Annotated in this window: 24 protein-coding genes and 6 tRNA genes; 10 read left to right on the top strand and 20 right to left on the bottom strand. The window is 71.2% G+C overall.

The annotated features are described in order from the left end of the window. Positions 1-132 precede the first annotated feature (132 nt). From thrS to ACIHCQ_RS07345, 3 genes are all read right to left on the bottom strand, one after another. Entirely contained in the window at positions 133-2109 is a 1977-nt protein-coding gene (gene thrS, locus ACIHCQ_RS07335; RefSeq protein WP_399658787.1) for a threonine--tRNA ligase, read from the bottom strand. A 372-nt stretch (positions 2110-2481) separates the two neighbouring features. Further along, positions 2482-3771, bottom strand: coding sequence for a hypothetical protein (locus ACIHCQ_RS07340; RefSeq protein ID WP_399659162.1), 1290 nt, complete (start codon positions 3769-3771; stop codon positions 2482-2484). Then, positions 3768-4364 carry a DUF4365 domain-containing protein gene (locus tag ACIHCQ_RS07345; protein ID WP_399658789.1) on the bottom strand — a complete coding sequence of 199 codons (597 nt, stop codon included), beginning with the start codon at positions 4362-4364 and terminating at the stop codon, positions 3768-3770. The genes ACIHCQ_RS07340 and ACIHCQ_RS07345 overlap by 4 nt, the downstream gene beginning before the upstream one ends. Positions 4365-4582: 218 nt before the next feature. On the opposite strand from ACIHCQ_RS07345, the gene ACIHCQ_RS07350 reads away from it, so the two are divergent. Next, positions 4583-5308, top strand: a complete 726-nt coding sequence (locus ACIHCQ_RS07350; RefSeq protein ID WP_399658790.1) for a 3'-5' exonuclease — start codon at positions 4583-4585, stop codon at positions 5306-5308. 42 nt (positions 5309-5350) lie between these two features. Here ACIHCQ_RS07350 and ACIHCQ_RS07355 read toward each other — a convergent pair. After that, a tRNA-Val gene (locus tag ACIHCQ_RS07355) sits at positions 5351-5422 on the bottom strand. A gap of 39 nt (positions 5423-5461) precedes the next feature. Further along, entirely contained in the window at positions 5462-5908 is a 447-nt protein-coding gene (locus ACIHCQ_RS07360) for an SRPBCC family protein (protein ID WP_399658792.1), read from the bottom strand. Between the two features lie 117 nt (positions 5909-6025). On the opposite strand from ACIHCQ_RS07360, the gene ACIHCQ_RS07365 reads away from it, so the two are divergent. Next, positions 6026-8932, top strand: coding sequence for an SCO7613 C-terminal domain-containing membrane protein (locus ACIHCQ_RS07365; protein WP_399658794.1), 2907 nt, complete (start codon positions 6026-6028; stop codon positions 8930-8932). Between the two features lie 48 nt (positions 8933-8980). Here ACIHCQ_RS07365 and ACIHCQ_RS07370 read toward each other — a convergent pair. Next, positions 8981-9052: transfer RNA gene (locus ACIHCQ_RS07370), tRNA-Val, on the bottom strand. Positions 9053-9106: 54 nt separating this feature from the next. Next, positions 9107-9640, bottom strand: coding sequence for a TIGR02611 family protein (locus tag ACIHCQ_RS07375; protein WP_399658796.1), 534 nt, complete (start codon positions 9638-9640; stop codon positions 9107-9109). 190 nt (positions 9641-9830) lie between these two features. Here ACIHCQ_RS07375 and ACIHCQ_RS07380 point away from each other — a divergent pair, with 190 nt between their 5' ends. Next, positions 9831-10244 carry an SsgA family sporulation/cell division regulator gene (locus ACIHCQ_RS07380; RefSeq protein ID WP_003959770.1) on the top strand — a complete coding sequence of 138 codons (414 nt, stop codon included), beginning with the start codon at positions 9831-9833 and terminating at the stop codon, positions 10242-10244. Positions 10245-10504: 260 nt separating this feature from the next. Further along, positions 10505-11062 (top strand): CGNR zinc finger domain-containing protein, encoded by a 558-nt coding sequence (locus ACIHCQ_RS07385; protein WP_399658797.1) that lies wholly within the window; start codon positions 10505-10507, stop codon positions 11060-11062. Between the two features lie 30 nt (positions 11063-11092). Here ACIHCQ_RS07385 and ACIHCQ_RS07390 read toward each other — a convergent pair whose 3' ends face one another. Together ACIHCQ_RS07390 and ACIHCQ_RS07395 are read right to left on the bottom strand one after the other, a co-directional pair. Continuing rightward, a complete protein-coding gene (locus ACIHCQ_RS07390; protein WP_399658799.1) occupies positions 11093-11245 on the bottom strand; it encodes a hypothetical protein in 153 nt (50 codons plus the stop codon). Between the two features lie 102 nt (positions 11246-11347). After that, a complete protein-coding gene (locus tag ACIHCQ_RS07395; protein ID WP_399659164.1) occupies positions 11348-11803 on the bottom strand; it encodes a hypothetical protein in 456 nt (151 codons plus the stop codon). Between the two features lie 200 nt (positions 11804-12003). Between ACIHCQ_RS07395 and ACIHCQ_RS07400 the strand changes: the two genes are divergently transcribed. Beyond that, on the top strand, positions 12004-12540 hold the full coding sequence (locus tag ACIHCQ_RS07400; protein ID WP_399658801.1) for a DsbA family protein: 537 nt from the start codon (positions 12004-12006) through the stop codon (positions 12538-12540). Positions 12541-12578: 38 nt separating this feature from the next. On the opposite strand, the gene ACIHCQ_RS07405 is transcribed toward ACIHCQ_RS07400, so the two are convergent. The 3 genes from ACIHCQ_RS07405 to ACIHCQ_RS07415 form a co-directional block, all read right to left on the bottom strand. Continuing rightward, positions 12579-13418 carry a GNAT family N-acetyltransferase gene (locus tag ACIHCQ_RS07405; RefSeq protein WP_399658803.1) on the bottom strand — a complete coding sequence of 280 codons (840 nt, stop codon included), beginning with the start codon at positions 13416-13418 and terminating at the stop codon, positions 12579-12581. A gap of 86 nt (positions 13419-13504) precedes the next feature. Then, entirely contained in the window at positions 13505-14335 is an 831-nt protein-coding gene (locus ACIHCQ_RS07410; protein WP_399658804.1) for an aminotransferase class IV, read from the bottom strand. Beyond that, a complete protein-coding gene (locus tag ACIHCQ_RS07415; RefSeq protein ID WP_399658806.1) occupies positions 14332-15438 on the bottom strand; it encodes a chorismate-binding protein in 1107 nt (368 codons plus the stop codon). The genes ACIHCQ_RS07410 and ACIHCQ_RS07415 overlap by 4 nt, the downstream gene beginning before the upstream one ends. Before the next feature lie 167 nt (positions 15439-15605). Here ACIHCQ_RS07415 and ACIHCQ_RS07420 point away from each other — a divergent pair. The 4 genes from ACIHCQ_RS07420 (at position 15606) to ACIHCQ_RS07435 (ending at position 15955) form a co-directional block, all read left to right on the top strand. Then, a tRNA-Gly gene (locus tag ACIHCQ_RS07420) sits at positions 15606-15678 on the top strand. A gap of 33 nt (positions 15679-15711) precedes the next feature. Continuing rightward, positions 15712-15785: transfer RNA gene (locus ACIHCQ_RS07425), tRNA-Cys, on the top strand. A 1-nt stretch (position 15786) separates the two neighbouring features. Then, a tRNA-Val gene (locus tag ACIHCQ_RS07430) sits at positions 15787-15858 on the top strand. A 22-nt stretch (positions 15859-15880) separates the two neighbouring features. Then, positions 15881-15955 (top strand) — tRNA-Val (locus ACIHCQ_RS07435). A gap of 71 nt (positions 15956-16026) precedes the next feature. Here the strand turns inward: ACIHCQ_RS07435 and ACIHCQ_RS07440 are convergent. The 6 genes from ACIHCQ_RS07440 to ACIHCQ_RS07465 form a co-directional block, all read right to left on the bottom strand. After that, on the bottom strand, positions 16027-16149 hold the full coding sequence (locus ACIHCQ_RS07440) for a hypothetical protein (RefSeq protein WP_399658807.1): 123 nt from the start codon (positions 16147-16149) through the stop codon (positions 16027-16029). After that, positions 16124-17482, bottom strand: coding sequence for an OFA family MFS transporter (locus ACIHCQ_RS07445; protein ID WP_399658809.1), 1359 nt, complete (start codon positions 17480-17482; stop codon positions 16124-16126). Before ACIHCQ_RS07445 ends, ACIHCQ_RS07440 begins: the two co-directional genes overlap by 26 nt. A 137-nt stretch (positions 17483-17619) precedes the next feature. Next, positions 17620-17904 carry a zf-TFIIB domain-containing protein gene (locus ACIHCQ_RS07450; RefSeq protein WP_399658810.1) on the bottom strand — a complete coding sequence of 95 codons (285 nt, stop codon included), beginning with the start codon at positions 17902-17904 and terminating at the stop codon, positions 17620-17622. Between the two features lie 42 nt (positions 17905-17946). Then, the gene (locus ACIHCQ_RS07455; RefSeq protein WP_399658811.1) at positions 17947-18966 is read right to left on the bottom strand and encodes a phosphotransferase family protein; all 1020 of its coding nucleotides are present in this window, start codon (positions 18964-18966) and stop codon (positions 17947-17949) included. Between the two features lie 899 nt (positions 18967-19865). After that, positions 19866-20072: a hypothetical protein gene (locus ACIHCQ_RS07460; RefSeq protein WP_399658812.1), complete on the bottom strand. Its 207-nt coding sequence runs from the start codon at positions 20070-20072 to the stop codon at positions 19866-19868. 244 nt (positions 20073-20316) lie between these two features. Then, positions 20317-20547: a hypothetical protein gene (locus ACIHCQ_RS07465; RefSeq protein WP_399658813.1), complete on the bottom strand. Its 231-nt coding sequence runs from the start codon at positions 20545-20547 to the stop codon at positions 20317-20319. 233 nt (positions 20548-20780) lie between these two features. Between ACIHCQ_RS07465 and ACIHCQ_RS07470 the strand changes: the two genes are divergently transcribed. Next, positions 20781-21971 (top strand): serine/threonine-protein kinase, encoded by a 1191-nt coding sequence (locus ACIHCQ_RS07470; RefSeq protein ID WP_399658814.1) that lies wholly within the window; start codon positions 20781-20783, stop codon positions 21969-21971. A 36-nt stretch (positions 21972-22007) separates the two neighbouring features. On the opposite strand, the gene ACIHCQ_RS07475 is transcribed toward ACIHCQ_RS07470, so the two are convergent. Both ACIHCQ_RS07475 and cobA read right to left on the bottom strand, forming a co-directional pair. Further along, complete coding sequence (locus ACIHCQ_RS07475; protein WP_399658816.1) at positions 22008-22847, bottom strand: TrmH family RNA methyltransferase; 840 nt, start codon at positions 22845-22847, stop codon at positions 22008-22010. Between the two features lie 64 nt (positions 22848-22911). Beyond that, positions 22912-24141 (bottom strand): uroporphyrinogen-III C-methyltransferase, encoded by a 1230-nt coding sequence (gene cobA / locus ACIHCQ_RS07480; protein WP_399658817.1) that lies wholly within the window; start codon positions 24139-24141, stop codon positions 22912-22914. Between the last annotated feature and the right edge of the window lie 279 nt (positions 24142-24420).

Raw genomic sequence — 24420 nt, forward strand, 5'->3', positions numbered from 1 at the left:
GATGGGAGGAGCGGCGAGGGGCGGCCCCTGATGGGACCGCCCCTCGGATCCCCGCAGCGGCGGGGAGCAGCGCACCTGTCAGATGAGCACGATCCAAGTCGACGGACCATCCCCGCCTACGCGGGGACCACGTCACACCTGAACGCGACGCTCTACGACATCAACGAGCTCGGCGATCGCTTCGTCACGGGGGATGCCGTTCTTCTGCGAACCGTCCCGGTAGCGGAACGACACCGTGCCCGCGTTCATGTCGTCGTCGCCGACGATGATCATGAACGGCACCTTGTTGCGCTGCTGGTTGCGGATCTTCTTCTGCATGCGGTCCGTGGACGCGTCCACCTCGACCCGCAGACCCTTCTTCTTCGCCTCTGCGGCGAACTCCTGGAGGTACGGGATATGGGCGTCGCCGACCGGGATGCCGACCGCCTGCACCGGGGCCAGCCACGCCGGGAAGGCGCCCGCGTAGTGCTCCAGCAGAACAGCGAAGAACCGCTCGATCGAACCGAACAGAGCTCGGTGGATCATGACCGGCCGCTGCTTGGAGCCGTCGGGCGCAGTGTATTCGAGGTCGAAGCGCTCAGGGAGGTTGAAATCCACCTGAATGGTCGACATCTGCCACGTGCGGCCGATGGCGTCGCGGGTCTGTACGGAGATCTTCGGGCCGTAGAAGGCGGCACCGCCCGGGTCCGGAGTGAGCGGCAGGCCCTGCTTCTCGGCGGCCTTGCGGAGGACCTCCGTGGCCTCGTCCCATGCCTCATCCGTGCCGACGAACTTGACCGGGTCCTTGGTGGAGAGCTCCAGGTAGAAGTCGGTCAGGCCGTAGTCGCGCAGCAGGTCGAGCACGAAGGTGAGCAGGGAGTCCAGCTCCTCCGCCATCTGCTCCTTGGTGCAGTAGATGTGCGCGTCGTCCTGGGTGAAGCCGCGAGCGCGGGTCAGGCCGTGCACGACGCCCGACTTCTCGTACCGGTACACCGTCCCGAATTCAAACATCCTCAGGGGCAGCTCACGGTAGGACCGGCCCCGCGCGTCGAAGATCAGGTTGTGCATCGGGCAGTTCATGGGCTTGAGGTAGTAGTCCGTGCCCTCGTCGAGCTGCATAGGGGGGTACATGCCCTCGGCGTACCAGTCCAGGTGACCGCTCTTCTCGAAGAGCGCGCCCTTCGTGGCGTGCGGCGTGTAGACGAACTCGTACCCAGCCTCTTCGTGCCTCTTCCTCGAGTAGTCCTCCATGACCCGGCGGATTATGCCGCCGCGGGGGTGGAAGACCGCCAGACCTGAGCCGATCTCCTCCGGGATGGAGAAGAGGTCCAGCTCGGCACCCAGCTTGCGGTGGTCGCGCTTCTCGGCCTCGGCGAGGAAGTCCAGGTGCGCCTTCAGCTGCTCCTTGGACGGCCACGCGGTGCCGTAGATGCGCTGGAGCATCGGATTCTTCTCGCTGCCCCGCCAGTACGCGGCGGCGTTCCTCATCAACTTGAACGCCGGGATGTTACGGGTGGTCGGCAGGTGCGGACCACGGCACAGGTCGCGCCAGCACAGCTCGCCGGTCTTCGCGTCGAGGTTGTCGTAGATGGTCAGCTCCCCGCCGCCCACCTCGACGTTCGCGCCGTCGTCGGTCGACGCCGCGCCCTTGATGCCGATGAGCTCCAGCTTGTACGGCTCGTCGGCGAGCTCCTCGCGGGCGGCCTCGTCGGAGACGACCCGGCGCGAGAAGCGCTGGCCGCGCTTCTGGATCTCCTGCATCTTCTTCTCGATGGCCTTGAGGTCATCGGGAGTGAAGGGAGTCTTGACGTCGAAGTCGTAGTAGAAGCCGTCCTTGACCGGCGGGCCGATGCCCAGCTTGGCCTCGGGGAACAGGTCCTGCACCGCCTGCGCCATGACGTGCGCTGCGGAGTGGCGCAGGATGTTCAGGCCGTCCTCGGAGGAGATCTCGACCGGCTCGACCTCCTCGCCGTCCTTGATCTCGTACGCGAGGTCCTTCAGCTCACCCGCGATACGCGCCGCGACGATGGTGCGCTCGCCGGCGAAGAGTTCGGCCGCCGTAGTGCCCGTCGTCACCAGGCGCTCTTCCCGCTCGGAATCGCGTTGGATGGTCACACGGACGTCTGACACCGGTTCTCTCCTGACTGAAGGGGTGCGCCGCGCTCGTATGGCACGCGCGATACGAATCGTACCGAGCCGGGGGGACGCCTGGCGAAACGGTTGGTTCCCCACCCCGCCCCTTCCCGTAACCAAGGGGCTTCGCCCCCTGGACCCCCGTACGGCCTTCGGCCGTGTCCTCAATCGCCGGACGGGCTTGAATTGCCCGGCAATTCAAGCCCCGCCGGCGATTGAGGCGCGGGGGTCTGGGGCGGAGCCCCAGTTCGGGATGGGGGTACGCCCCCTCGGCCCAAAGGGCCTGGGGGACCCCCACCCACGCCGCTAGGCGTAGGGGGAGGGCGGGGTGGGGAAAGGCCCGCCGCAGGCGCACCGCACCCCGCGCCGTCACTCCTCCCGTACCTCACCCCCAAAAACCTCCAAGTTCTCCCGCAGCGACTTCAGCAACCGCTCCCGCTCCCCCTCATCCACCCGCACCGCCACCACCCCCGACGCTCCCGTCAGCCGTCTGAACCCGCCACGGCTCTCCAGCCGCCCCACCAGCCTGATCGGCACCCCGCTCAGATGCGCCTGGCCCGCCGTCCGGTACGACTCCTGGTCGAGCGCCACCCGCACGTGCGGCACCTCCGCCCCGCCCAGGACCCGCAGCCGTACCGTGCCCGACCCGTCCGGCTGCGAGCGGCGCATACGGATCACCGTGCCCGTGATCCGTACCGGCACGGACGGCTCGTCCTGGAGGTAGCGTGCACCAGCCTCGCGAAGCGCGGGCAGGTCGCCCGGCGAGAACTCCACCGGCTCGCTCGATGCCACGCACCCTCTCGGCACCCCGGCTGCGGGAGACCACTGCAGCGCGATGCTCGCCCCCTCCGAGCCGCGCACGAGTGCGATGACCGCCTCCGTCAGCTCCCGGCTGACGCCCACCCGCACGGCCGCGTCGAAAGCCTCCATGCCGCCGGTCGCGCGCTGGTAGTCGGCGGCCTCGCGGGCGGCGTGCAGCGCGTGGTGGAGCCGGACCGCCACCGCGCGGCCGCTCTCCACGGGCATGAACGCGGCGAAGCTGCAACCGCCCGGCGCCGGTCCCACCAGTACCCCTTCCAGCATGGCCTGCGCCTGCCGCCGGTGGCGCGCGCCGTAGTAGCCCGCGCGGGCGCGTGCCGCGAGTGCCCCGGCCATCAGCATCTGCCGGGCGGCTGAGCGCAGTTGGTCCTGTACGGCCCACGAGGCCGCGCCCGAGGGCGCCGGCGGCACATCGCGCCACCACCGGATCTCGTCGCTGGGTACGGTCAGCCCGACCAGCACCTCGCGGGCCGACTGCTCGCCGCCGCGCGCGAGCGCGCTGAGCGCGGTGAGCGCCTCGCCGAGCAGGTCCTCGCAGTCGGGGAATGATCTGCTCGCCGGTAGGAGCAGGCTCGTACGGCCCGCGAGCGGCCCCGGCGGTGTCCAGCGCGCATAGCGCCCCGGCGCGCCGCCGCGCCGCCGCCAGCCGTGCCGGTCGAGCAGCGCGCCGAGGACGACGGGGTCGACCAGGGACGGGTCCGGCTCTCCGCTCCCGTACCAGGGGCTTGGCACTGCGGCCGGCTGCGCCAACTGGTGGATGGAGCCGATGGAGCGGACCGGCTCAAAGGGCTCGATCGCCTCCAGGGACTCGACCGACTCGTCGAATGGCCGGTGCATCAGGGTCTCCCTCCCGTCCCCACCCTCGTCATGATCTCGCAGAGCGCCCGGTCGTCGAAGATCCGTGAGGTGGGAATCCGCACATTGGTCCTGCGCCTGCCGGTCACCGGGTGGCCGGCCAGGTTGATCCAGTAACAGCAGTGCCGCAGATCGAGCTGGTCGTGGGTGGCGCGCAGCCATTCGTCCTGGGTCCGGGGGACGAGCATCACCACGAGGATTTTGTGTACGGAGACGGGCGTACGGGCCAGCTTCACCAGGTGGTCGTTGTCCAGCGTGAAGGAGAAGCCAGGGCCCGCGGGACGCGGGGCGACCTGATAGGTGCATTTGAGCTGCACCTTGATGGTCACTTCGTCGTCGACCGTGTGTCCGGCTGAGCTGTGACTGACGTGCCAGTCGATGCCGTTGTCGGGGAACGGCTGCGAAAGCGAACAGCCGGCCGCTGCCGCGACCGCGTGCAGGTAGCCCACCTGGAGCGTCTCCATGCAGGCAGTGGTGGCGAGCGAGCCGCGCGACGGTGGGGCCGACTGAGGTCGAAGCGCTCCTCCGCGGCCTTCGGCACGTGCGGTGCCGCCAGGTTCGGGCTGAGCGAGCGCCATTGCTTTTGGTGCCTTCCGGGATGTGCCGGTCAATGTCCTTTACACGACGGGGCGTCAGTTTCGTGCGGGAGCAGTCGCCCCATCCGCAAAAGGGGGGTCAACTTCATTGCGCCCCATTTGTGTTGTCACCGGCCTGCGTACGGTGCAAACAGGGCGGGTATCACCGATTCGGGCAGAGGTATGACGGCATCTGCCAGGCGCGTGCGAGGAGTTCGGGGATGACTCTCTGGTATGACGGCCCGCTGGCCGCATTTGACACCGAGACGACCGGAGTGGACGTCGAGGAGGACCGGATCGTTTCGGCCGCCGTCGTCGTCCAGGACATGGCGGGCGGCCGGACGCGGGTTACCCGCTGGCTGGTCAATCCAGGAATCCCCGTGCCACCTGCTGCCATCGAGGTGCACGGTCTCACGGACGACTATCTGCAGCGCAACGGCCGCTGGCCGGCGCCGGTGATGGAAGAGATAGCCAGGACGCTGGCCGAGCAGTGCGCAGCCACCCGCCCGCTCGTGGTGATGAACGCGCCGTTCGATCTGACGATCCTCGACCGCGAGCTGCGGCGGCACCGCGCGTCGTCGCTCTGCCGCTACCTGGAGAACGTACCGCTGTGCGTGCTCGACCCGAGGGTCCTCGACAAGCACCTCGACCGCTACCGCAAGGGGCGGCGCACGCTCAGCGATCTGTGCGCGCAGTACGAGGTGGAGTTGGACGACGCCCATGACCCGGCCTCGGACGCGACGGCGGCGCTGGAGGTCGTACGAGCGGTGGCGCGCCGTTTCGCCGCGCGGATGGACCGGCTGTCACCGGCCGAGCTGCATACCCTGCAGGCGGTGTGGCACGCGGCACAGGCGCGCGGGCTTGAGGCGTGGTTCGCCCGCAACGGCGCTCCGGAGCTGGTGGATCCGGCGTGGCCGCTGCGGCCCGAACTGCCCGCTGCGGCCTGACAAAAAAGGCCGGCCCGTCAGTGACGGACCGGCCTTTCCCGGTGGGCGATACTGGTTTCGAACCAGTGACCTCTTCGGTGTGAACGAAGCGCTCTCCCACTGAGCTAATCGCCCGGGAACGTCTTGAACAATACAGGCCTCCTCGGGTTTCCTTCAAACTCCCCCGAGGTACACCGCCAGCCCTCGCCGCCCGGCGCGCATCATCGCCGCGTGGTTGGCGCGGAAGACGGGGCGGCACGGTAGCGCCAGCCGCCTCATCAGCGGTTTACGGACCTCGACCTCCTGGTCGTAGATTGCCCGGGTGCCGGTGGAGCGTGCGGTCAGCGTCCACCGGGCCCACCCTTCGAGGTCGCCCGCCAGGCCCACTTCGAGCACCCCGCCGACCGGGTCGCGCAGTCGCGCGCGAGCGGTGACGCGCAGTTCGTACGGGAGGAAGGAGCGGAAGCGCGCGGTGCCGGTGTGTTCGTCGAGGGGGGTCACCTCGCGGACCTGCGGCCACCACAGGGGATAGTCCTCGGCCCGTTCGAGGACCGTGTACACGGCGTTCGGCCGGGCGGTCAGATCCCAGACGCTGCGGAAGCGGTAGTGGCACCAGTTCATGGCACCAAGTCTGCGGGGTCCGGGAAGGCCCGGGAGGGACGGGAGGAACGTACTCAGGCGCCGTCTGAGTATCCGCGCCCATGACGTGGAGTGTGGCGCGGGCCACACTCCGGCACTATGGAGAACGTTCCGCCACCTGCCGAGGAACTGGCGATCCTCGACCGAGAGCTGGCTCAACTGGACGCCCGTCGGGCACAGCTGCTGGCCCGTAGGTCCTGGCTGCTCATTGCGATGCGGCCGCCGCCTGCCGCGCCGGTTGTGTGGGCTGCGCGGCCCTCTGGCGCGCAGCCCTTCGCGCCGCCGCACGAGGCCTCCGCGCCGAGCGTGCAGAACCTGCTGCTCTCCCTGGGTGGGGTGCTCCTGGCCATCGCCGCGATCGCGTTCACGCTGGTCAGCTGGGGTCACATGGGTATCGGCGGGCGCTCGGCGGTGCTCGGCGCGGTGACGGTCGCGGCGCTCGCCGCGCCGGTCGCGCTGCTGCGCAGGCGGCTCACATCGACCGCCGAGTCGGTGGCCGCGCTGGGCCTGGTGCTGACGGTGCTCGACGCGTACGCGCTGCACCGGGTGGCCCTGCCCGAGACCGACGGCCTCGGTTACGCGGCCTTCGCCTCGGCGGTGCTCGCCGGCCTCTGGACCGCGTACGGGCTCTCGCTGGACCGGCTGCGCATTCCGCTGCCGACGGCGGTGTTGACTGCTCAACTCCCGCTTCCGCTGTGGTCGCTGACCGCCTCGGCGGGCGCGCCGCCGCTGGAGTGGGCTCTGTTGGCGACTGCCGCGCTCGGTGTCGCGGTCGCGCTGTGGGGCAGGCAGGGCGGGCCCGGGGCCGTACGGGTCTGCGCCGTGACCGGCGCGGTGGTGACGGGCGGCTGGGCGCTGCTGATCGGCTGTCTGCGGTCCGTGTCAGCCGACACGCCGCTCGCTGCCCTCGCGCCTGCTGTACTGCTGCTCGTGGGGGCCGGTCTGGCGCTCTTCGCGGCCTGGCGCGCGCCGTCGGCCGCCGTCGTCACCTCGGTGGTGGCGGGCCTCACGGCGATCGTGGCGGTGGGCGGCACAGCCCGCGCGGCGGTGCCTGAGGAGTGGGCGATTCTGGCCTATCTGCTGTGCGCGGTCGCGTTGTTGCCGGTGGTACGGGCGGGGCTGCCGCGCGGCCTGACCTCGGGCCTGACCGGCGCGGCGGGCGCGGTGCACGCTGCGGCGGCGCTCTCGGCACTGCCGTTGGTGGTGTTCACGCTGGCGGGTCCGGCGGCACAGCTGAACGACATCTGGTCGGGGGCGCCGGAGGACGCGCGCGGGGTACTGGGCGGCCTGGAGCTTGCGGAGTCAGGCCTAACGGCGGCACCGCTGGTACTGCTGATCGTGGCAGCGGTTCTGGCCACGGCCTCCCGCTGGTGGCCGGCCCGGAGTGCGGCCTCCGCCGGTTCGCTGCGCTGGGCTGCGGGACAGCCCTCGGGCGCTCCCGGTCCCACCTCGTCGAGCCTTGGCGCATCGACGCCGGGTGCGGGACGGGGATCACCTCCGCCGCCCACTGGCGCACCCGGCCAGGCCGCAGGTACTCCGGACCATGCGGCTGCGGACCGCCCCGGCCCCACGGGCCTGTCGGCGGCCGGGGAAGCCGCCGTGCCCGGCGGGACGCCCGCTCCGGCGGCGGCCCCGTCCAGCCCCGGCGCATCGACATCCGGCACGGCAGCGGGATCGCCCCCGCCGCCGCCCACCGGCGCACCCGGCGCGGCAGGTACCTCCGGCCGAGCCGCAGGTACCCCGGGCCAGGGCGCTCCGGACCGTGCGACGACCCCGCCCACCGGCGCACCCGGCCCGGGCCCAGGTCCGGGAGCGGGAGCGGGAGCGGGAGTCGCCGGAGCATCGTGGGCCGCCGCCAGGAGTGGTGGCCTTGTCCTCGCGTGGGCGGGGCTGCTTGTGCTGCCGCCCGTGCTCGATCTCGGCTACGCGGCGGCCGTGACCTGCCACCTGCTGCTGGCCATCGCCGCCCTGGCGCTCGCCGTGCGCCCCACCCGGCGCGCCACGGCCACGGCCACCGCCACCGCCACCCGCGCCGTCGCCCTCGTCTGCGGCCTCGTGGGGGCCGTAAGCGTCGCCCTGCTGTCCCTCGCCACCCGCCCCGCCACCTTCGCCGTGCTGGGCGTCCTGGTCGTCGCCCTCGCGGCAGCCGCCGCAGCCGCCGCCGCCGCCCGGCCGCCCCGCGCCATCGCCCCGGTGCAGGCTCTCCTCGCCTGCGCCGCCACGGTCTTCGCGACCGGGCTCGTCGGTGCGGTCGCCGCTGACGCCGGGCTTCCGGCCCACCGGGCCGCCCTGGCGCTCCTCGCCGTCCCCGCCGTCGTGGCTCTGCTCGCCGCCCGGCTCGGCCGTCACCCCGTCGCCCTGCCCCTGGAGCTCACCGGCGCCACGGCGGGTCTGCTCGCGGTGGGCCTCGCCGCCGGGCACCGGCCGACCCTGGCCCTCGTGCTCGCGCTCTGCGGCGTCATCGCCGCCGGTACGGCGCTACGGGCCGAACACCGCCCCGTCGCCGGATATCTCGCGGCAGTGCTGTTCGTCCTGGCCACCTGGGTACGGCTGGCCGCGTCGGGCGTCGCGTCCCCGGAGGCGTACACCCTGCCGGTCACCGTCCCCGCGCTCGTCGTGGGCGTGCTGCGCCGCCGTCGCGACCCGGAGGCGTCGTCGTGGACGGCGTACGGCCCCGGTCTGGCCGCCACGCTGCTGCCGAGCCTCGTCGCGGCCTGGGGCGACGAGCACTGGGCGCGTCCGCTGGCGCTCGGCGGCGCGGCCCTGGTCCTGACCCTCGTCGGTGCGCGGCTGCGGCTTCAGGCGCTGCTGGCGCTCGGCGGCGCGGCGCTGTCGCTGGTCGCGCTGCACGAGCTCGCGCCGTACGTCGTACAGGCCGTCGGGGCGCTCCCCCGGTGGCTGCCGCCCGCGCTGGCCGGGCTGCTGCTCCTCGGGGTGGGCGCGACGTACGAGCAGCGGCTGCGCGACGCGCGCAAGCTGCGGAACACCCTCGCCCGCATGCACTGAAACGCCGGAAACCCCGGAGACTTGGAGTCTCCGGGGCTTCCGTCCGGGTGGGCGATACTGGGTTCGAACCAGTGACCTCTTCGGTGTGAACGAAGCGCTCTCCCACTGAGCTAATCGCCCGGCGCACCGGAAACTTTACCGCATGTCAGCGGCGGCCTCTGACCAAATTCCGGGTCACTGCTTGATCTTCCAAGGCATCTCCATTCCGAACTTCCAGAGATAGATTCCGAGCAGTACGGCGATGATCACGACACCGATCGTGGTGATGATGATGTTCCGTCGCCGCACCCTGGGATCGAGGGCCTTCTGAGCCGCCTCCGTGACCTTGCGCTTGGTCCAGCGCAGCACCAGCTGCGCCCAGACGAACTCGGTCGCCCAGATCGCCATGCCGCCGAAGATCACCAGCCAGCCGGGACCCGGCAGCGGCAGCATCACGATGCCCGCGCCGACCACCGCGAGGCCGACGACGAAGACCCCGACCTGCCAGCTCAGATGCAGTGTCCTGGACCGCTTGATGAAGTGCGGTGCCTTCGAGCCGAGCAACTGCTCCGGCGTCACGGTCACGGTCAGTCCCGTGTCCTCGTCCACCGTCGCGTCCACCAGCCCCTCTGCCGCCGCGTCCGGCGTCGCGTCCCCCGCCGCGGATCGTGAAGGTGTCGCCGCGACACCTTCGCTCCGCTCTCCCCGCTCGTCACTCTCCGCATTCATGATGCCAAACCTACCGGATCACGTCGCGTCACCAGAATGGCGGTACAACCGAAAGTCTCGCACCGCCGTACGAGCGACCTGAAGGATCACAAAACGGTCAGAGGGGTTTACAACGGCACCGTAGGTGGCATGTCGATTTCGCCGACGTGCGAATCCCCGAGCGCACACTGAGCGAAAGGCCCTGGCGCTTATGAACACCACGGTCAGCTGCGAGCTGCACCTGCGCCTCGTTGTATCGAGCGAGTCCTCACTGCCTGTACCCGCGGGCCTGCGGTATGACACGGCCGATCCTTACGCCGTGCACGCCACTTTCCACACCGGAGCCGAAGAGACGGTCGAGTGGGTATTCGCCCGCGATCTTCTCGCCGAGGGCCTGCACCGGCCCACCGGCACGGGTGACGTCAGAGTCTGGCCGTCCCGCAGCCATGGCCAGGGCGTCGTCTGCATCGCCCTGAGCTCCCCGGAGGGCGAGGCCCTCCTCGAGGCGCCCGCGCGCGCCCTGGAGTCGTTCCTGAAGCGGACCGACGCCGCGGTGCCTCCGGGCACCGAGCACCGTCACTTCGATCTCGATACGGAGCTCTCGCACATTCTGGCCGAGAGCTGAACCAGAGCCGGCCGAGGGGCTGAGCCCGGACAGAGACCTGCACGGCGCCGTCCGAAACTCGGGGCGACGGCGCCGCGCGGACAACCACATACGGGACGACCCCACACGGCGGACAACGGCGCCGCCACCGCGGAATCCAGCGCGGTGGCGGCGCCGTTGCGCTCCCTCTCGGCCGGTCCCCCGCCGCCAACGGCTAAAGTCGGCGCAATTCGGCGGGCACCGGCCCGCGGCAGGCAGGCACCCAGGCCAGGGAGTGCATCGTGCTGATTCCCCACGACACCCGGATCGCCCTCGAGACCGTCGTCGATCTGGTGAACACCGCACCCGACGGCGGACAGGACGACGCACTCGCGGATCTCGCGGGGCTGTACGACTTCGTACGGAGCCACAACGTCAGCGGTGTGGGCGACCTCGGCCCGCGGGACCTGAAGGCGGTGCGTGGCGTACGGGCACGGTTCGCGGAGATCTTCGCCGCGCCCGACAGCCGTACCGCCGCCGCGCTGGTCAACAAGCTCGTCGCGGCGGCGGGCACCACCCCGCAACTCACCGACCACGACGGCTACGACTGGCATGTGCACTACTTCGCACCCGGCGCGTCGGTCGCCGATCACCTCGCGGCGGACTGCGGGATGGCGCTGGCTTTCATGGTCGTCGCGGGCGAGGAGGAGCGGCTGCGGCGCTGTGAGGCGCCGGACTGCGGACGCGCCTTCGTCGATCTTTCGCGCAATCGCTCCCGTCGCTACTGCGACAGCCGCACGTGCGGCAACCGCCTGCATGTCGCCGCGTACCGCGCGCGCCGCAAGGAAGCGGCCGGCTGAGGACCACAGGCGTGACAGGTGTCATACGCATCACAGCAGGAAAAGATCGTGTACCGCGGCCATGAGCAGCAAGCTGCCGATCACCGCGAGAAAGATCATCAGGGGTGGCTGGGAAAGCGCGAAGAGGCAGCCACGCGGCTCTTCGCTCGGTGCGGGGGCCTTGCCCCGGGAGGTATCGAGCATCTCGGGGTGATGATGACGCAGAGCGCGCCCTCATGATCAATCAACACGCCCCGCGAGCGCGGCAGTTCATCACTTCCCGTGGCGCGTCCCTGCCTGCGGCGATCAGATCCCGTGCTTCTTGAGGATGGCCTCGATATCGCTGAAGTCGTCACCCGAGCCGGCTGCCTTCGGCTTGGCCTTGGGCTGCGCTGCCTTGGATTGGCCCGCGCTGCCCGGCCCGAGGGAGGGCGCCGACGCCGCCGGGGCGACCGCCTCGCGCTGTGCCGCCTTGGTGGCGGCCCTGCGCTCCTTACGGGTCCCGCCGCGGCGCCGCTCCACGGCCCGGGTGCTCATGAAGAGCAGCCAGGCGCCGCCGAGCAGGCCGAAGCCGAGCCAGGCGGTCGGGCTGAATGCCGTGTCGACGGCCCATTCGACCGCGCCGGTCAGCACCAGACCGATGGGCACCAGGGAGTAGGCGGCGATCCGGGTCGCGGCGAGGAAACGCTTGCGGTACGCCGTGACAGCGGCGATGCCCAGGCCCGCCGCGGACACCGCGGAAAAAATGGTCTCGGCAAGCATCCGGTCCTCCAGGCATTCGCGGGCAGGGGCGGCTACGTCCCTTCCATCCTGCACCGTCCGGCACGGTCCGGGCCACGGTCCCGTACGACCTCAGGGGGGATCTCCGGGAGATCCCCGGAAGATATCCGGGGCATCCCCGGGATTGACTCCTCCGCAGGTCCCGGTTGGGGCGCGCGGGAGGGTACTGGGAGACTTGCCCCATGAGCGACTCCCCCACCGCACACTCCACCATTCGCACCGATCATCCCGTTCGTCCCGTTCTCGATGTGTGGTGCGAGCTTCAGTGCCCGGACTGCCGCAGCGCCCTGGACGATCTGCGGGCCCTGCGCGAGCGCTACGGCGACCGGCTGGAGCTGCGGCTGCGGCACTTCCCGCTCGACAAGCACAGGCACTCCTTCGCCGCCGCCCAGGCCGCCGAGGAGGCGGCCGAACAGGGCAAGGGCTGGCCGTACGCGGAGGCCGTACTGGCACGCGTGGCGGACCTCGCGGCCGAGGGCGAGCCCGTCCTGCTGGAAGTGGCGCGGGAACTGGGCCTGGACGCCGAGGAGTTCGACACCGCCCTGATCGACGGGCGGCACATCCTGATCGTGGACGCCGACCAGGCCGAGGGCAAGGCGATCGGCGTCACGGGCACGCCGACGTACGTCATCGACGGTGAGCGTCTCGACGGCGGCAAGAGCCAGGAGGGACTGCGGGCGCGTATCGAGGAGATCGCCGACCGGCTGCTCGCCTCCTAGGCCTGGAGAGTCCACAGCACTCAGAGCACTCAGAGCAGCTAGAGCAGGTGCTTGAAGACGTTGACCGAGGTCGTTTCGTAGCCGAGTGACTCGTAGAGCCCGACGGCCGGGGTGTTGTCCGCGAAGACGTGCAGTCCGAGCAGGCGCGTCCCGGCCTCCAGCACGACGCGTTCGGCGAGCAGCATCAGGGAACGCCCGTGGCCCGCACCGCGCCGCGCCTCGGCGACCTCCACGTCGTACACGTACGCCCCCTGCTCACCGGGACGCACCTCGCGCGGCCCGATGAAGACGTGGCCGACGACCGCTCCCTCATGGACCAGGACGTTCAGGAAGGTCCGGGGGGTCGCGCGGCCCTCGGGCAGCATGTCGCGGTGTTCCGCCTCGGACTTGGCGCGCGCCACCTCGGGCGGGATTCCGCGGTCGGCCCAGCTCCGCGCGTAGTTCTCGACGGCCGTCTCCCGCCACGACACGAACTCCGCCTCGGTCATCGGGCGGCCCTCGACGTGCGCGGGGAGCGCGGGCGGCCGAGCGGGGAGTTCCTTGAGCATATTGCGGCTGCGTACGGTGTATCCGAGGGCGGTCGTCAGGCGCAGGGCCGCAGTCGCCTCGGGCGGCACGGACACCAGTACCTGGGTGCAGCCCCAGCCGCGCAGCACCTCCTCGGCGGCGAGCGCGGCGACGGTCCCGCGTCCGCGCCGCCGGTCCGGTTCGTCGATCCCGAGCGAGCGGATGGTGCCCGCCTTGGCGCCCATGGCGGGCAGGGTCGCGAGCTCGGTCGTGCCGACGGGACGGCTGTTCACGCAGACCTGGTACGTGCGTGACGCCGCGCCGTCCGCTTCGTGCTGGATCGGCCCGGTCGGCCGCAGGGTGGTGGTCATCAGGGGTGTTCTACCTCTCCGACGGCCGCCCGTCACGGGGTTTTGCCGAGCCGGCGGTTTTGCCAAGCCTCTGCCGCTACGGAGGTTTACGGGGCTTTCGGGTCCCGGTCGGCCGCCGCGCGCTCCTCGAAGATCCGCAGCGCCTTGGCGGTCACCGGTCCCGGCGCGTCCGCGAGCTCCCGCCCGTCCACGCGCCGTACCCCCTGGACGTCGCGGAGCGTGGAGGTGAGGAAGATCTCCTCAGCCCGGTCCAGCACGTCGAAGGGCAGGTCCGTCTCCTTGGCTCCCGTCCATGCCACGGTCAGCGCGCGGGTGATGCCCGCCAGGCAGCCGGAGGCGAGGGGCGGGGTGTGCAGTTCCCCGTCGAGTACGACGAAGACATTGGAGCCGGTGCCCTCGCAGAGCTGTCCGACCGTGTTGGCGAAGAGCGCCTCGGAGGCGCCCTGTTCGCGCGCCCTGGCGAGGGCGACGACATTCTCCGCGTACGACGTCGTCTTCAGGCCGGTCAGGGCGCCGCGCTCATTGCGCGCCCAGGGGACGGTGATCACGCTGGTGGTGTCGTGGCGGCGCTTGGCCTCGCCGAGCGCGACGACGAGCGTCGGGCCCGCGGTGCCGCGGTCGGAACCGAGGGGCGAGAGGCCGCCGGTGTAGGTGATACGCAGTCGGCCGAGCGCCATGGGGTTGGCGGCCAGGACGGCGGCGCAGGCGCGGCGCACCTCGCCGTGGTCCGGGTCCGGCAGACCGAGGCCGCGGGCCGAGCGGGCCAGCCGGTCGAGATGCAGGGTGAGCGCGAAGGGCTGTCCGTGGACCGCCTGCACGGTCTCGAAGACGCCGTCGCCGACGGTGAGCCCGTGGTCGAACACGGACACGCTCGCGTGATCGGCGTCCGTCAGTGCGCCGTTGACCCAGAGCTTCATCCAGCTGTCCTTCCGCTTGCCTCGTATGCGTCGTGTGCGTGGTATGCGTCGTACGCGGCGGTGTGCCCACCCGTGTACTCACCCGACGCTACCGCGAGCAGCCGGGATGCCTTCAGCTCGGTCTCCTCCCACTCGCGCTCCGGGTCGGACCCCCAGGTGATCCCGGCACCGGTGCCGAAGCGCAGCACCGGGCCCCCGGGGTCGGCGCGGTCGATCCAGAAGGTACGTATGCCGACGGCGAGTTCCGCCGTACGCCGGTCGGCGTCGACCCAGCCGATGCCTCCGCAGTACGGGCCGCGGGGGACCGCCTCCAGCGCCTCGATGATCTTCAGGGCGCTGTACTTGGGCGCGCCGGTCACCGAGCCGGGCGGGAAGGTGGCCGCCAGCAGGTCCCGCCAGCCCGCCTCGGGGGTCAGTTCGCCGCGCACGGTGGAGACGAGGTGCACCAGACCGGGGTGGGCCTCGACCGCGCACAGCGCCGGGACGGTCACGGTGCCCGTGGCGCAGACCCGCCCCAGATCGTTGCGGACGAGGTCCACGATCATCACGTTCTCCGCGCGGTCCTTCTCCTGCAGGTCCTCGGCGGTGCGGCCGGTGCCCTTGATCGGCCCGGACTCCACGGCCCGCCCGGCGCGCCGCAGATAGAGCTCGGGCGAGGCGGTGGCGACCTCCACGCCGTGCGCGGGCAGCCGGATCGTTCCTGCGTACGGAGCGGGGTTGCCGCGCGCCAGCAGCGCGGTGAGGGCGTCGACGTCGGCCGCGGCCGGGTCGGGCAGCGGCGCGGACAGCACGCGGCAGAGGTTGGCCTGGTAGACCTCGCCGGCCGCGATGTGCTCGCGGATACGGCGTACGCCCGCGGTGTACGCGGCGCGGTCCAGCGACGACGTCCAGGCGTCGGCGGCGGGGCCCTGCCAGCTGCCCGACGGCCCGGGCACCGCCTCGGTGCGCACATCGCCGAAGCGAGCGCAGGTCAGGCGGCCCTCGAAGTCCGCGGCGACGGCCCAGAAGCCGGTCGAGTCGAGGGCCTCGGGGTCACTGGTGACATCCATGAGGTCGGAGGCGACGAGGCGGCCGAAGCGCGCCAAAGGAGCGAGGTCGTGCACGTCTGTGAGTCTAGGGCCGGTCCATGGCGAGGCCCCGGCCGGTGCCGATGACCTGGTGCGACCCGGTCACACCTCAGCATGCTGCGGAAACGCGTTTTTGTGCTGGCCCGGGAATCCGCTAGAGTTCAACACGTCGCCGGGACACGCAAGTGAACCGGGAGCGACAGGCGGACGTGGCTCAGTTGGTAGAGCATCACCTTGCCAAGGTGAGGGTCGCGAGTTCGAATCTCGTCGTCCGCTCGACGGGGGATCTTCCCGAACCCCTGTACTCCGGGTGGAGTGGCCGAGAGGCGAGGCAACGGCCTGCAAAGCCGTCTACACGGGTTCAAATCCCGTCTCCACCTCCAAGGACGATTAGCTCAGCGGGAGAGCGCTTCCCTGACACGGAAGAGGTCACTGGTTCAATCCCAGTATCGTCCACTGGATCCCACAAGGATCCCCCGCGCGATTAGCTCAGCGGGAGAGCGCTTCCCTGACACGGAAGAGGTCACTGGTTCAATCCCAGTATCGCGCACCAGAGCACACCAGATCGGAGCCCCCGGCCGCCTCGGCGACCGGGGGCTCTGTCGTGTGCCCGCGCTTCCCCGCTTATCCCGTGAAAAGCTGGGTGGCCTTGCGGATCAGTTCGTACAGGCCGTAGGCGAAGGGCACGGCGACCCAGAGCCAGACCGCGACGCCGAGCGCTCTACGACTCCTGGTGCTGCTGCTCACGGGTCCTCCCTTCCTGCTGCGGCTCGTGGAAGCGCGGGTGCACGGGCCGTACGAGCTCGTTGGCGGCGAACCCCACCACCAGCAGCCCGATCATGATGTACAGCGAGGCCGTGTAGAGGCTGGGACCCGAGCGGCCCGCGGACTCCTGGGCGTCCGCCACCCGGTTGACGATCAGCGGGCCGAGCACGCCCGCGGTGGACCAGGCGGTGAGCAGCCGGCCGTGGATGGCCCCCACCTGGTAGGTGCCGAAGAGGTCCTTCAGATAGGCGGGAATGGTCGCGAAGCCGCCGCCGTAGAAGGAGAGGATCACCAGCGCGCAGACGACGAACAGCGGGGTGGAGTCGTTGCCGAGCTGCACGATCGCGAGGTACATCAGCGCGCCGACGCCGAGGTAGACGCGGTAGATGTTCTTGCGGCCGATCAGGTCCGAGGCGGAGGACCACAGGATGCGGCCGGTCATGTTCGCGAGGGAGAGCAGGGCGACGAAGCCCGCGGCGGCGGAGGCGGTGACTGCGGCCGACGTACCGGCGAAGAAGTCCGTGATCATCGGGGCGGCCTTCTCCAGGATGCCGATGCCCGCGGTGACGTTCATGCAGAGGATCACCCACAGGCACCAGAACTGCGGGGTGCGCAGGGCGTTGCGGGCCGAGACATTGGCGGCGGTGATCAGGGCGCGGGTCTGGGCCTTGGGCTGCCACCCCGGGGGTTTCCAGCCGTCGGGCGGTACGCGTACGAGGGCGACGCCCAGGGACATGAAGGCGGCGTAGGCGAGCCCGTGGACGAGGAAGGTGGTGGCGATGCCGGAGCTGTCCGTGCCGAAGGACTCCAGCATCTGGCTGGACCAGGGCGATGCGATCAGCGCGCCGCCGCCGAAGCCCATGATGGCGATGCCGGTGGCCATGCCGGGGCGGTCGGGAAACCACTTGATGAGGGTGGAGACCGGGGAGATGTAGCCGATGCCGAGGCCGATGCCGCCGATGAAGCCGTAGCCGAGGACGACGAGCCAGTACTGGCGGGTGGCGGCGCCGAGAGCGGCGACCAGAAAGCCGGAGGAGAAGCAGACGAGGGAGACGAACATCGCCCAGCGCGGGCCGTTTCGTTCGACGAGCGTGCCGCCGAAGGCGGCGGAGAGGCCGAGCATGACGATGCCCAGCTGGAAGGGGAGGGCGCTGGCGGTGCCGGATAGGTCGAGCGAGGACTCGAGTGGGGGCTTGAACACGCTCCAGGCGTAGGCCTGTCCGATGGAGAGGTGGACCGAGAGCGCGGCGGGCGGGATGAGCCAGCGGCTCCAGCCCGGGGGTGCGACGGTGCGGGACCTGTCGAGGAAGGTCATGGCCAAAACCTTAGAGATCTGGCATGGGCATGACTAGATGACCAGAGACTGCGGGCCCGGGTGGAGGACCCGGGCCCGCAGCGGATTCAGGAGAAATTCGATGGAGCGGTGAAGCGATGAAGAAGATGGAGAAAGGGTCAGGAGGAGAAGAGCATCCGGCCGAAGCCCTTTTGGCGGTGGTGGCCGCCGTGGTGCCCGCCGTGCTGCGGCGCGCCCCAGGCGGGGGCCGGAGCGGCCGGGTAGGCCTGCGGGGCCGGGGGCACGGGCGGGGCCGCCTGCTGCGTCCACTGGGACTCGAGGCGGGTCAGGGACTCCAGCTCGCCGTAGTCGAGGAAGATCCCGCGGCAGCCGCTGCACTGCTCGATCTGGACGCCATTGCGGTTGTACGTGTGCATCGCTGCGTGGCACTTGGGGCACTGCATGGTCTGCTCAGCTCCTCGCCGTTCGGTGACTGGAGGCTCAGCCTACGACGGAGGCCGGGACTCCAACTCGGGCGGGAGTGCCGCGATTCGGGCACAGGCGTCGATCATGATCTGTTCGACCTCGTCCAGGTCCCGGTGTTCCGCGGCGGATTTCGCGAGGGCTAGGGCGGCGGTCTGCACGGTCAGGGCGCGGGCGGGGATGTCGAGTTGGGGCCAGGGGTCGCCGTCGGCGGGGACGGCGGGGCCGTGTGCCGCCCTGTACGCGCCGAGGAACCGCTGCCACGTGTCCGGGGCCAGCAGTCCGGCGGCGTACCAGGCAGCGGGCCGCGCCAGGTCCCAGGCGGGGTCCCCCAGGCCGAGGTCGTCGACGTCGATCAGCAGCCAGGGGCCGCCGGGGGCGGGGTGGCGTACGAGCTGGCCGAGGTGGAGGTCGCCGTGGCACAGCGTCCCGTCGCGGGGCGAGGGGGCCTCGTCGCGGGCCCAGGCGGGGAGGCGTTCCCAGGCGCGCTGGACGGTGGCTACGGCGGCGGGGTCGACGGCACCGGCGGTGGCGGCGGCAGTGGCGGCAGCCGGGCGGTGCGCGGCTGCCGCCCACATCCGGGCGTGGGCCCGGGCCGCCTTGGCGGGGCCGCGCATGGGCGGGAGGGGCACGGGGAGTTCGGCGAGCGGGAGGGAGTGCAGCCGGGCGATGAGGACGGCGGCGTCCTCCCAGGGCGCGGCGTCGGGCTCTTCGGGGTCGACGGGGGCGCCGTAGGGCCAGGTGGTGACGGGACGGCCACGGATGCCGCGTACGTGGTCGGGCGGGGGTGGCAGCGGGGGCAGCAGGATCCCGGCGAGCAGGGGGTGCGCGGCGACGGCGAGCCGGGCGCGGTGTCCGTCCGGGTCGGTGCCGGGGGCGTGCGCCTTGGCGACGGCCTCCCCGTGCCGTACGACGGCGCCGTCGGCCCGGTCCGCGAGGACGGCCTCGTCCCGGCCGCAGGCGCGGCAGTTCTGCTGTGGCGCGGGCAGATGGGCGGCGTCACGGGCAGCGCGTGCGAGCGCGCGTACGACGGCTGCGGTCACGGTCTCCCCCGGCGGTTCGGCACGCTCCGGCTGGGCGGTTGTCCCTGGCCGGCGCGATGCGGTTCGGCTGGGAGCCTACGCGGAGGCCGAGTACCGGTCGCGGGCGGCGGTGGTGCGGGCGGCTCCTTCCGGCTTGGCCTGCTCTGTCGCCCTGCCAGGGCCCGAAGCCGGGCGCTTCCCGCGCCTTTGGGCGGGGATATGGGGTGGGGCCTAGGAGACCGATGAAGATCTTAAAATCGCGCCCGGGTTGCACCGGTTCGATCTGATTGATATTTACCGGCAATCCGGGGTGAATCGGGCGGCCCGAGCAAGATCTTCAGGAGTCTTCCAGGGCGTGTTTTAGAAGTAGCGCCCCGTCCGCCCGTAGGGCGGGCCCTGCGGCGTCTGGTGCGTGCAATCGTAAGGCGGTGGGGGCACCCCCAGGCGAAGCTCTGGGGGAGCGCGTGCCAGGCGTCGCGGGGCTGGGGGTCCTCCCCCTGGCTTCTCCCCCGTGGCTTCGCACGGGAGGTGCCCCCAGGGGACCCCCACCGGACGAAGTCCAGGGGGAGGGACTTCTCAAACACGCCCTGCTGCCCCAGCACCCCTGGACGGGAGGTCAGGCGGGGGCTGACCTCCCGCGCCCCCAGGCGCAGGCGCAGGCGCCGGCTTCGCTGTGCTGAGGCCCAGAGCGCGACTCGACCGTGGCGCAACGCGGGCACAGCGCAAGGTCACCGGGGCGCAAGGCGGCCGGGCCGCACGCACAGGCGGCGAAGGGCGCGGAAACGAGCCCGGGCAGCGCGATGGCCGGTCAGCTCCCCAGCTGACCGGCCAAACGCTGCCGTCCGCCGCACCCCCGTCCCCACGGGGTTGTTGGCCGGATGTCCCCGACCCGGACCGCTCTTCCGGGTCCGGGGCGCCTATCAGCGCCCCAGCATCAAGCCTACGGACGACGCTTGTGTGACCACTGCTTCCCAGCCGCCGAAGACGACTACCAGCAGGGCCGCCAGAGGAAGAACCATCGCCGTCGCCACCAGTGGGTGGCGCGTACCGGACGGGCTGCCGCCGAACGCGGCGAATGCCTTGCGTCCCTGCGTGCGGCTCATCGTCCGCCAAGCCGTGTCCGCCATGGTCCCTCTCCTGTCGTATGTGGCAGCGGCGGGTGTCTGACCTCGGGGGACGAGTGCTACACCCGCCGCTTGACCTCAACACTAGGCAAACCGCGAGGCCCTGACGTCATGCCCGCGTACCGATTCCCGGGCCTCCCGGAGGATGAGCACCGCCCGGCGGTGTACTCCCCAGGGTGGAGACGCGGCCCCAGGACTTGGGGTCTTCCCGGAGGGGTCGCTCTCGGTGGGCTCACTCTCGGAGAAGTCACTCCGAGACGTCCTCCCGGGGCACCGGCTGCTCCACCAGTGCCAGCACTCGCGTGGCCATGAAGCGGGCCGTCCGCACCACCGTGCCGGTTCGGGTGACTTCGCTCACTTCCACCACCCCTCTGCGGACCGCTGTCTCGACCCGGCGGCCCGCCCGGCTCGCCACCACTTCATACGTACGGGTCGTGTCCCCGGCGTCCACGACTATCTCCACCCGGTCACCCTTCATCGATCCAATCCCCCTTCTGCGACGGACCTTTGAGATCTCGCACGGCCCCGGGAACATGGATCCGGCGTCCCCCTGACCACACTTCAAGTTTCGCACCGACCACTGACAATCGGCTGGGCCGCGAGGGCGCGGCCTATGAGCACACCGGGGCAGGGATACGTAAGCTGTGCCACGTCAAACGGACGACCGTGGCAGCGGGGGTGGGGCATCCCCACCGTAGGTAGGGGACGGACATGGCGATGATGCGGCTCCGGCGCGAGGATCCGCGTGTCGTCGGCTCGTTCAGGCTCCACCGACGGCTCGGCGCGGGTGGCATGGGCGTCGTCTATCTGGGCTCCGACCGCCGCGGCCAGCGCGTCGCCCTGAAGGTGATCCGGCCGGATCTGGCGGAGGACCAGGAGTTCCGGTCACGGTTCGCGCGCGAGGTCTCCGCGGCGCGGCGGATCCGCGGCGGCTGTACGGCGCGGCTGGTGGCCGCCGATCTGGAGGCGGACCGCCCGTGGTTCGCCACCCAGTACGTCCCCGGGCCCTCCCTGCACGACAAGGTGGCCGAGGGTGGCCCGCTCGCGGCCGTCGATGTGGCCTCGATCGGCGCGGCGCTCTCCGAGGGTCTGGTCGCGGTACACGAGGCGGGCGTCGTCCACCGCGATGTGAAGCCTTCGAACATCCTGCTCTCGCCCAAGGGCCCCCGGATCATCGACTTCGGCATCGCCTGGGCGACGGGCGCGAGCACGCTCACCCATGTCGGTACGGCGGTGGGCTCCCCCGGTTTCCTCGCACCCGAGCAGGTGCGCGGCGCGGCGGTCAGTGCGGCGACGGACGTGTTCGCGCTGGGCGCGACGCTCGCGTACGCGGCGACCGCCGACTCTCCCTTCGGGCACGGCAGTTCCGAGGTCATGCTCTACCGGGTGGTGCACGAGGAGGCGCAGCTGCACGGGGTTCCGGACGCGCTGGCTCCGCTCGTCCGGGCCTGTCTGGCGAAGGACCCCGAGGAGCGCCCCAGCACGCTGCAACTGTCGATGCGGCTCAAGGAGATCGCGGCGAGGGAGGCGCAGGGGCTGTCGGAGCCGCGGCCTCCGGTCCGGCGTGAGCGTGGCGCGCGTGAGCGCATCGATCTGGACCGGCCGACCTCGCGCTACTCGGAACGCACCGAGCGCATGGAACGGGCGGAGCGCAACGAGCGGACCGAGCGGACCGAGCGCATGGAACGGCGTCCGTCGGGCACCGGCGGCACCCGTCCGCAGCCGCCCCGCACTCCCTCCCGTACGAACGGCCGTCAGGGCACCAGACCGGGACCCGGCAGCCGTCCGACCTCGCCGGGGCGCCGGCCGGCCAATCCGCGGCTGCTGCGGCAGCGGATCATCGTCTTCTTCGTGGTGACCCTGATTGTGGCGCTGGGGATCGCGGCGGCGCAGCAGCTGTAGGCCGGAGGGCGGTGTGCTTCGCCGTGACGAGCTGTGTCAGGCAGACGTCGGCCTCGTCGCGTAGAAGGCCACGGCAGAGGCAGCGGCAACGTTGAGGGAGTCCACTCCGGCCGCCATGGGGATGCGGACCCATTCGTCGGCCGCGCGAAGGGCGTCGGTCGACAGCCCCTCCCCCTCGGTGCCGAGCAACAGCGCCAGCTTCTCGATCTGTCGGGACGCGAGCTGGTCGATGGTGATCGAGTTCTCTGCGAGGCAGAGGGCGGCGGTCACAAAGCCGTGCTGGCGGAAGAGGTCGACGTCCTTGGGCCAGGACTCCAGCCGGGTCCACGGCACCGAGAAGACCGCCCCCATCGACACCTTCACGGACCGCCGGTAGAGCGGGTCAGCACACCGCGGAGTGAGGAAGACCGCGTCCAGCCCCAGAGCGGCCGCATTGCGGAAGGCAGCCCCCAGATTGGCGTGATCGACGATGTCCTCGAAGATGGCAACGCGCTGACCTGTGTGTTCTTGTCCGATGTTGGTGGCGGTCTGGAGCAGGTCGGTGGCGGTGGGCAGGGGCTTGCGCTGCATGGAGGCGAGCGCGCCGCGGTGCACGTGGTAGCCGGTGACGCGTTCGGCGAGCTCGGGGGAGACCGCGTACACGGGCGCCGGGAGTTCGTCGATGACGTCGCGCATCACATCGACCCACTTCGCGGAGAGAAGCATCGACCGCATCTCGTAACCGGCGTCCTTGGCCCGTCTGATGACTTTCTCGCCCTCGGCGATGAACAGGCCCTCGATGGGCTCGCGCTTGCGCCGGAGCTCGACGTCGGTCAGGCCGGTGTAGTCGCGCAGGCGAGGGTCGTCGGGGTCTTCGACGGTGATGAGATCAGCCACAGGGTGATACTGCCTTCTTCGGGGTGCGGTGCCAACGGGTGCGGCGGAGTTGGGTTACCGCTGGTTACCTCGCTCGTACGGTGACGACATCGCCGATGACGATGACGGCCGGGGGCCGTACGTCCGCGGCCCTGGCCGTCTCGGCGACGGTCGCGAGGGTGGCGTCGACGCGGCGCTGCGCCGCGGTCGTGCCCTCCTGCACCAGGGCGACGGGGGTCTCGGGGCTCTTCCCGTGGGCGATGAGTGTCTGCGCGATCGCGCCGATCTTGTCGACGCCCATCAGGACGACCAGCGTGCCGCGGAGCTTGGCGAGCGCCTGCCAGTCGACCAGCGAGCGCTCGTCGTCGGGGGCGACATGGCCGCTGACGACGGTGAACTCGTGCGCGATGCCCCGGTGTGTGACCGGGATGCCCGCCGCGCCCGGTACGGAGATCGAGCTGGAGATGCCGGGGACGACGGTGCAGGGGATACCGGCCTCGGCAAGGGCCTGGGCTTCCTCCATGCCGCGGCCGAAGACGTAGGGGTCGCCGCCCTTGAGCCGTACGACTGCCTTGCCCGCCTTGGCGTGCTCGATGAGGGCGTTGTTGATGGCCTCCTGAGCCATGTACCTGCCGTACGGGATCTTCGCTGCGTCGATGACGTGGACGTGGGGCGGGAGTTCGTCGAGCAGGTCGCGGGGGCCGAGGCGGTCGGCGATGACGACGTCGGCCTCGGCGAGGAGGCGGCGGCCGCGGACGGTGATCAGGTCCGGGTCGCCGGGACCGCCGCCGACGAGGGAGACGCCGGGGGTCCGGGTGCGGTGGTGGGGCGCGACGAGGGTCCCGTCGCGCAGGCCCTCCACGATGGCGTCACGGACGGCGGCGGTACGGCGGGGGTCGGGGCCGCCGGCCGTGAGGACGGCGACGGTCACGCCCTCGGAACGGCCGGTGGCCGGGGTCCAGGCGGTGGCCGCGGTCGCGTCGTCGGAGCGTACGCACCAGGTGCGGGTGCGTTCGGCCTCGGCGGAGGCGGCGGCGTTGGCGTCGGTGTCGGAGGTGGCGATGAGGGCGTACCAGGTGTCGGCGAGGTCGCCGTCGGCGTAGGCCCGCTTGACCCAGCGGATCTCGCCGGCATCGGCCATCGCCTCGACGGAGGGCGTCGCGGAGGGCGACACGAGGACGATGTCGGCACCGGCGGCGATGAGCGCGGGCAGGCGGCGCTGAGCGACCTGCCCGCCACCGATGACGACGACGCGCCGCCCGGAGAGCCGGAGTCCGACGGGGTAGGCGGGGTGCTCGGCGTGCGACTCGGCCATGGCGGTACAGGCTCCTCGGGCGGGGACGTGCGTATACGGGTCCACTGCGGTTCCGCTGCGGCGGCGAAGCGGCTGGTGGGCGGGGGTGGGGTCCCTCGGACCACTTTACGGGGCGGGGTGTGCGGGTCGCCGGGGTGGCTGGGCGGGGTTGTTCCCCAGCCTTGCCCTTCCGGAAACCGGCGTGGGGGAACGGGGGACTCACGCCCCACACGGTGGGGATCGCCGGCTTCTCGGCGGGCCTGCGCTGGAGGCCGGGGTAACTGAGGGCGGGGTCGTCTC

This window comes from Streptomyces sp. NPDC052236 (genome assembly GCF_044548015.1).
GTDB lineage: Bacteria > Actinomycetota > Actinomycetes > Streptomycetales > Streptomycetaceae > Streptomyces.